Raw genomic sequence first — 6450 nt, forward strand, 5'->3', positions numbered from 1 at the left:
GTGGGGAACAATGGGGCGCATGAGCACCCCGAATCGCGCCCCGTCCCAGTTGTCCATCGCACCGGAGATGCCACGCGGCGAAGTGGTTGGCCGCTACCGCACGTACGCCGAGGCCCAGAAGGCCGTGGACTACATGTCCGACGAGCACTTCCCCGTGGCCATGGTCTCCATCATCGGCAGCGACCTGAAGTCCGTGGAGCAGGTGACCGGGCGGCTGTCCTACCCCCGGGTGGCCCTGCAGGGTGCGCTCAACGGCCTCTTCTTCGGAGCGTTCTTCGGTCTGATCCTGACCCTCTTCGGCGGCCCGGAGGCGGCTGCCTCCATCCTGCCCACCATGCTGCTCGGCGGCGCGTTCTTCATGCTCACCGCCACCCTCACCTACGCCATGTCCCGCGGCAAGCGGGACTTCACGTCCACCAGCAGGATCGTGGCGGGCAGCTACGAGGTGCTCGCGGCACCGGAAGTGGCCGGTCAGGCCCGCCAGGTGCTCGGTGGCATGCAGGGTGGCCCGGGCCCCCGTCCGCAGGGGCCCGGCCAGTACGGCGGTGCACCCGTGGGTGCGCGTGGCCAGGGTGGGGCCCCGCAGGCCCAGCAGTGGGGTCCGGGCCACGGCCAGAACCCGGGTGCCGCCCACCCGCAGGGAGGCCCGCAGCAGCAGGGCCCGGCGGCCGGTCGGCCCCACCCCGCGGCCCAGGGCGGCAGCAGCGCCCAGGGAGCCGATCCCTCGCAGGCGGCCCCGCAGCAGGAGAGCACCCGCTCGGCGGCGTTCCCGGACCTGCCGGACGGACGTCCCCAGTACGGCATCCGCGTGGAGCCGGAGCAGAACGAGCGCTCCGCGCCGTGGACGCAGACCGGTGGGCCCACGGGCCAGACCTCCGCGGCGAGCCAGGACACGCACGGTGCCCCGGGCCCGGCCGCTCCGGAGGACCGCCGGTAGCCGTCAGCCGCTCACGAGAAACGCCCCGCACTGCAGTGCGGGGCGTTCTCACGCGCGGGGACGGGTCAGGACGCCGGGCCGGCCGAAGGGCCCACGTTCTCGTCCCGGTTCCAGATGCCCTGGATCCAGGCCTCCACGTCCTCCGGGCGCCGCGGCAGGGCGGCGGAGAGGTTCTCGTTGCCCTGCTCGGTGATCAGCACGTCGTCCTCGATGCGCACACCGATCCCGCGGTACTCCTCCGGGACCGCGAGGTCCTCGTCCTTGAAGTACAGCCCGGGCTCGATCGTGAACACCATGCCCGGCTCGATCACGGCGTCCAGGTACAGCTCACGCTTGGCCTGCGCGCAGTCGTGCACGTCCAGCCCCAGGTGGTGGCTCGTGCCGTGGGGCATCCAGCGGCGGTGGTGCTGACCGGACTCCGACAGGGACACCTCCGCGGACACGGGCAGCAGCCCCCACTCGTCCAGGCGCTGGGCCAGGACCTTCATGGCGGCCGCGTGGACGTCCCGGAAACGGTTGCCCGGCACGGCCACCTCGAAGGCGGCGTCCGCGGCGTCGAGCACGGCCTGGTAGATCCGGCGCTGGACCTCGGTGTAGGTGCCGTCCACGGGCAGGGTGCGGGTGAGGTCCGCGGTGTAGAGCGAGTCCGCCTCCACGCCCGCGTCCACGAGGATCAGCTCGCCCGGCTTCACCGAGCCGTTGTTGCGGATCCAGTGCAGCACGGTGGCGTTGTTGCCGGACGCGGCGATCGTGTCGTAGCCCAGGTCGTTGCCCTCCAGGCGGGCGCGGGAGAAGAACGCACCCTCGACCACGCGCTCACCGCGCTCGCCGCCGATCGCCCGCGGCAGCACGGAGACGATGTCCTCGAAGCCGCGGATGGTGGCGTCCACCGCCACGCGCAGCTGACCGATCTCGTACTCGTCCTTGACCAGGCGCAGCTCGCTGAGCGCCTCGGTGAGCGTGGCGTCCTTGCTGTCCGACTGCTCCAGGTCCACGCCCGTGTTGATCCGGGAGGTGTCCACGAGGGCGTCCATGTTCAGGTCCACGTCCCGCACCAGGCGGATGCTCAGCCCGCCCAGGGCGGCGTTGCCGGCATCCTTGGTCACGGCCGTCTCCAGCGCGGAGAGGTCCTGCGTGGGCAGTCCGAACTCGTCCTGCAGCTGCTGGAGCGTGGGGCGGGAACCCACCCAGAACTCGCCGTTCTTGGCGTCCGCGTAGAACTCGTCCGTGTCCCGCCCCGCCATGGGGTGGAAGTACAGCGTGGCCACGTGGTCGCTGCCGTCGTCCCCCTGGCCCGGCTCGGTGGGCTCCATGACCAGCACGGCCTCGGGCTCGTGGTCCACGCCCATGCCCGTGACGTGGGCGAACGCGGAGTGCGGGCGGAAGCGGTAGTCGGTGTCGTTGGAGCGCACCTTGGGGGCACCGGCCGGGATCACCAGGCGCTCACCCGGGAACAGGCGCGACAGCCGGGCACGGCGCGCGGCGGCGAACTCCGCGACCTCGGCGCGCGGCGTCGTCGTGTGCTCCGGCTGGGCCCAGCCCGAGGCCATGAACTCGCGGAACTGGTCGCTGTCCGGGCGCTGGGAGCGGTTGTCCACCCGCTCGTCCATGGGCTGCGCGGCGTCCTCGCTCGCGTGGTGGGAAACGGCGGTGTGTTCTGAGCCCTGGCTCATGGGCGCGGTCATCTCCTTCGCGGCGCGATCGCTCGCGCTCGGTGGGGTCGGGATCTGTCCCGTCCATGGTGTCACGCCGGTCAACCGCGCGGACGCCCGCGGGTATCGTGGGGGCGGTGAGAATCGACCTGCACACCCACTCGATCGCCTCGGACGGCACGGAGACCCCCGCCGACGTCGCCCGCTCGGCCCACGCGGCCGGGCTCAGCGTCTTCGCGCTCACCGACCACGACACCACGGCCGGGTGGCAGGAGGCCGGGGACACCGCGGTGGGGCTGGGGGTGGCGTTCGTGCCGGGCATGGAGATCACCTGCACCACCTCGGACGGCATCTCCGTGCACATGCTGAGCTACCTGCACGATCCCACGCACCAGCCGCTCGTGGACCGGATCGAGGAGTGCCGCCGCAACCGGCTCACCCGGGCCCGGCGCATGGTGGAGCTGCTGGGGGAGGACTACGACATCACGTGGCAGGACGTCACCGCCCAGGTGGGCCCCGGCGCCACGGTGGGCCGCCCGCACATCGCGGACGCGCTCGTGGCGCTGGGCGTGGTTCCCACGCGCTCGGACGCGTTCTCGGACCTGCTGTCGGGGCGTTCCAAGTACTACGTGCGCCACGACGCCCTGGACCCCGTGGAGGCCATCAAGCTGGTGCGCGCGGCAGGCGGGGTTCCGGTCTGCGCGCACCCCATGGCACCGCTGCGGGGCCGTGTGGCCAGTGCCGCGGACTTTGGAGCCATGATCGACGCCGGGCTGGGCGGGCTGGAAGTGGCCCACCGGGACAACCCGGACGAGTCCCGCGCGATCCTCATGACCATGGCCGCCGAGCACGACCTGATCGTGACCGGCTCTAGCGACTACCACGGGGAGGGCAAGCCCAACCGGCTGGGGGAGAACTCCACGTCCGCGCGGTCACTGACCCGGATCTGCGAGCAGGCCACCTCCGGCGTGGAGGTGCGCTGGCCCTGAGCCGGGTGCTCAGACGGTGCGCACGGGCACGTCCGGCAGCCGCAGCCGCATGACCTCCACGGCCTCGGGATTGCTGTCCACGCACACGAACCGGCGGCCCAGCTCGGCGCTGACCGCTCCCGTGGTGCCCGATCCCGCGAAGAAGTCCAGCACCCAGTCCCCGGGCCGCGAGGACGCGGTGACGATCCGCCGCAGCACGCCCGCGGGCTTCTGGGTGGGGTAGCCGGTCTTCTCCCGCCCGGTGGGGGAGACGATGGTGTGCCACCACACGTCCGTGGGCAGCTTGCCGCGCGCCGCCTTCTCCGGTCCCACCAGCCCCGGGGCCATGTACGGTTCCCGGTCCACGTCCTGCGAGTTGAAGTGGTACGCGGTGGGGTCCTTCACGTACACCAGGATGGTGTCGTGCTTGGCGGGCCAGCGCCGGGTGGTGCGCCCGCCGAAGTCGTAGGCCCAGACGATCTCGTTGAGGAAGCACTCGCGGCCGAACATGGCGTCCAGCAGCACCTTGACGTAGTGCACCTCGCGGTAGTCCAGGTGCACGTACAGGGTGCCGTGGCGGGCCAGCACGCGCCGTGCGTGCGCCAGCCGGGGCTCCAGGAACCCCAGATAGTCCGCGAACGAGTCCTCGTAGCGGCGCAGCGAGCCCATGATCGTCTCGTAGGAACGCCCGGCGAACCCCACCCGGTCCCCCTCGCCGTGGGCCACGGGAACCGAGCGGGTGGTGCGGCGCACCTGGTCCCTGCCCGTGTTGAACGGCGGGTCCAGGTACACCAGGGAGAACGCCTCGTCCGGCAGGGACTCCAGGACGGTGAGGTTCTCACCGTGCACGATGGCGCTGGTGCCCTCCGGGTCGAACACGAAGGGCTCCCGCGCGCCCACCGCCCCTACTCTCCCGCGGCGGGGGACTGCTGGCCGTTCTGCCCGCTGCCGCCCTTGTTCTGCCCCGAGGGACGACGACGCCGCCTGCGCCGCTTGGCGCCGCCCTCACCCGAGGTCTCCACGGACTTCTCACGCGGGGCGTGCGCGGTCTTCTCGCGGCCGTTCTCCCGGCTCTCGGAGGACTGCCCCGAGCGCTCGCGGGAGCCGGAACCACCGGAACGGCGGCCGTCGGAGCCCGAGGCCCCCGAGCGGCGTCGTCCGCCGGAGTTGTTGCGGGACCCGCCCGAGGATCGCTTGTCGTCGCGGCGGGGACGGGCGTCCCCGAGGTCCTCCATCTCCTCGGCGTCCAGGCCCTCGAGCGTGCGCTGGGCCCTGGGCAGCTTGCCCTTGGCGGTGCGCGGGATGTTGAGGTCCGAGTACAGGTGGTCGGAGGAGGAGTAGGTCTCCACGGGCTCGGGGATGCCGAGCTCCAGGGCCTTGTCGATCAGGCGCCAGCGCGGGACGTCGTCCCAGTCCACGAACGTGATGGCGGTGCCCTTGTTGCCCGCGCGGCCGGTGCGCCCGGTGCGGTGCAGGTAGGTCTTCTCGTCCTCGGGGCACTGGAAGTTGATCACGTGGGTGACGTCCTCCACGTCGATGCCGCGGGCCGCGACGTCCGTGGCCACGAGCACGTCCACCTTGGAGTTGCGGAACGCGCGCAGCGCCTGCTCGCGCGCGCCCTGGCCGAGGTCGCCGTGCAGGGGAGCGGCCGCGAAGCCGCGGTGGATTAGCTCGTCCGCGAGCTTGGCGGCGGCGCGCTTGGTGCGCGTGAAGATGATGCTGCGTCCGCGGCCCTCGGCCTGCAGGATGCGCGCGACCACCTCGTCCTTGTCCAGGTGGTGGGCGCGGTAGATGACCTGGCGGATGTCCTTCTTGGTGGTGCCCTCGTCCGGGGCGGCCGCGCGGATGTGCATGGGCCGGGTCATGTAGCGCCGGGCCATCGCGACCACGGGGCCGGGCATGGTGGCGGAGAACAGCATGGTCTGGCGCACGGCCGGAACCGTGGAGAGCAGCTTCTCCACGTCCGGGAGGAAGCCCAGGTCCAGCATCTCGTCCGCCTCGTCCAGCACGACCATGCGCACGTGGCTCAGGTCCAGGAAGTGCTGACGGTTGAGGTCGATCAGGCGCCCGGGGGTGCCCACCACGACCTCCACGCCCTTCTCGAGCTCGGCGATCTGGGACTCGTAGGGCCGGCCGCCGTAGATGGTGGCCACGCGCGCGTTGCGGGTCTTCGCGGCGATCGAGAGGTCGCTGCCCACCTGCACCGCGAGCTCACGGGTGGGGACCACGATCAGGGCCTGCGGGGCGCCCGGCTTCTTGAGCTGCGCCCAGCCCTCGTCGTCCCGGCCCACCGCGCGCTGCAGCGCGGGGATGCCGAAGCCCAGGGTCTTGCCGGTGCCGGTCTTGGCCTGGCCGATGATGTCCTGCCCGGACAGGGCGATCGGCAGAGTCATGGCCTGGATGGGGAACGGGGAGGTGATGCCGTGGGCCGCGAGGGCGTCCACGATGTCCTGGCGGACCCCGAAGTCCGCGAACGAGGACTCCTCCACCGGCTCGGCGGTCTCGATGGCCTGCGCGCCGGACTCGTCGAGCTCCGGGGCGTCCTGCTCGGGTGTTGCGGTGATGTCTGTCAAAACGGTCCTTCACGGGTGTCGGCGCGGGGCACCGTCACCGGCGCCCGTGCCGGGATCGCCGCGGTGGGGCGCTCTCGACGCGGGCCGGGGGCCACCGCGCGGGTGTGAGGAAGCCGATCGTGGAACGTGCCCACCCGGGCGCTCATCGGAACGGTGCACGACCATCCGGGCGCGGTGCCGGAGCGGGTGAAGACTGAACGTGACGGTGTCCTGGGACGACCGGTCATCCTGCTGAAACACCCCCAGTGTACCCGCAAACGCACCGACGCCCCCGGGCGTGTGCTCCGGGGGCGTCGGTGCGTTTGCGGGTACACTGGGGG

General features: G+C 72.0%; 5 protein-coding genes. 2 read left to right on the plus strand and 3 right to left on the minus strand.

The annotated features are described in order from the left end of the window. Positions 1-19 precede the first annotated feature (19 nt). Positions 20-937, plus strand: coding sequence for a YflT domain-containing protein (locus tag D9R02_RS10780; protein WP_223110700.1), 918 nt, complete (start codon positions 20-22; stop codon positions 935-937). Between the two features lie 65 nt (positions 938-1002). Here D9R02_RS10780 and D9R02_RS10785 read toward each other — a convergent pair whose 3' ends face one another. Beyond that, the gene (locus D9R02_RS10785) at positions 1003-2610 is read right to left on the minus strand and encodes an aminopeptidase P family protein (RefSeq protein ID WP_047978064.1); all 1608 of its coding nucleotides are present in this window, start codon (positions 2608-2610) and stop codon (positions 1003-1005) included. Between the two features lie 116 nt (positions 2611-2726). On the opposite strand from D9R02_RS10785, the gene D9R02_RS10790 reads away from it, so the two are divergent. Then, positions 2727-3578 (plus strand): PHP domain-containing protein, encoded by an 852-nt coding sequence (locus D9R02_RS10790; RefSeq protein ID WP_029603143.1) that lies wholly within the window; start codon positions 2727-2729, stop codon positions 3576-3578. Between the two features lie 9 nt (positions 3579-3587). On the opposite strand, the gene D9R02_RS10795 is transcribed toward D9R02_RS10790, so the two are convergent. Together D9R02_RS10795 and D9R02_RS10800 are read right to left on the minus strand one after the other, a co-directional pair. Next, positions 3588-4457: a DNA-methyltransferase gene (locus D9R02_RS10795; RefSeq protein ID WP_047978038.1), complete on the minus strand. Its 870-nt coding sequence runs from the start codon at positions 4455-4457 to the stop codon at positions 3588-3590. Between the two features lie 5 nt (positions 4458-4462). After that, on the minus strand, positions 4463-6130 hold the full coding sequence (locus D9R02_RS10800; protein ID WP_019309460.1) for a DEAD/DEAH box helicase: 1668 nt from the start codon (positions 6128-6130) through the stop codon (positions 4463-4465). Positions 6131-6450 lie beyond the last annotated feature (320 nt).

The organism is Kocuria rhizophila (assembly GCF_003667225.1).
In the GTDB taxonomy this organism is placed as follows: Bacteria; Actinomycetota; Actinomycetes; order Actinomycetales; family Micrococcaceae; genus Kocuria; species Kocuria rhizophila.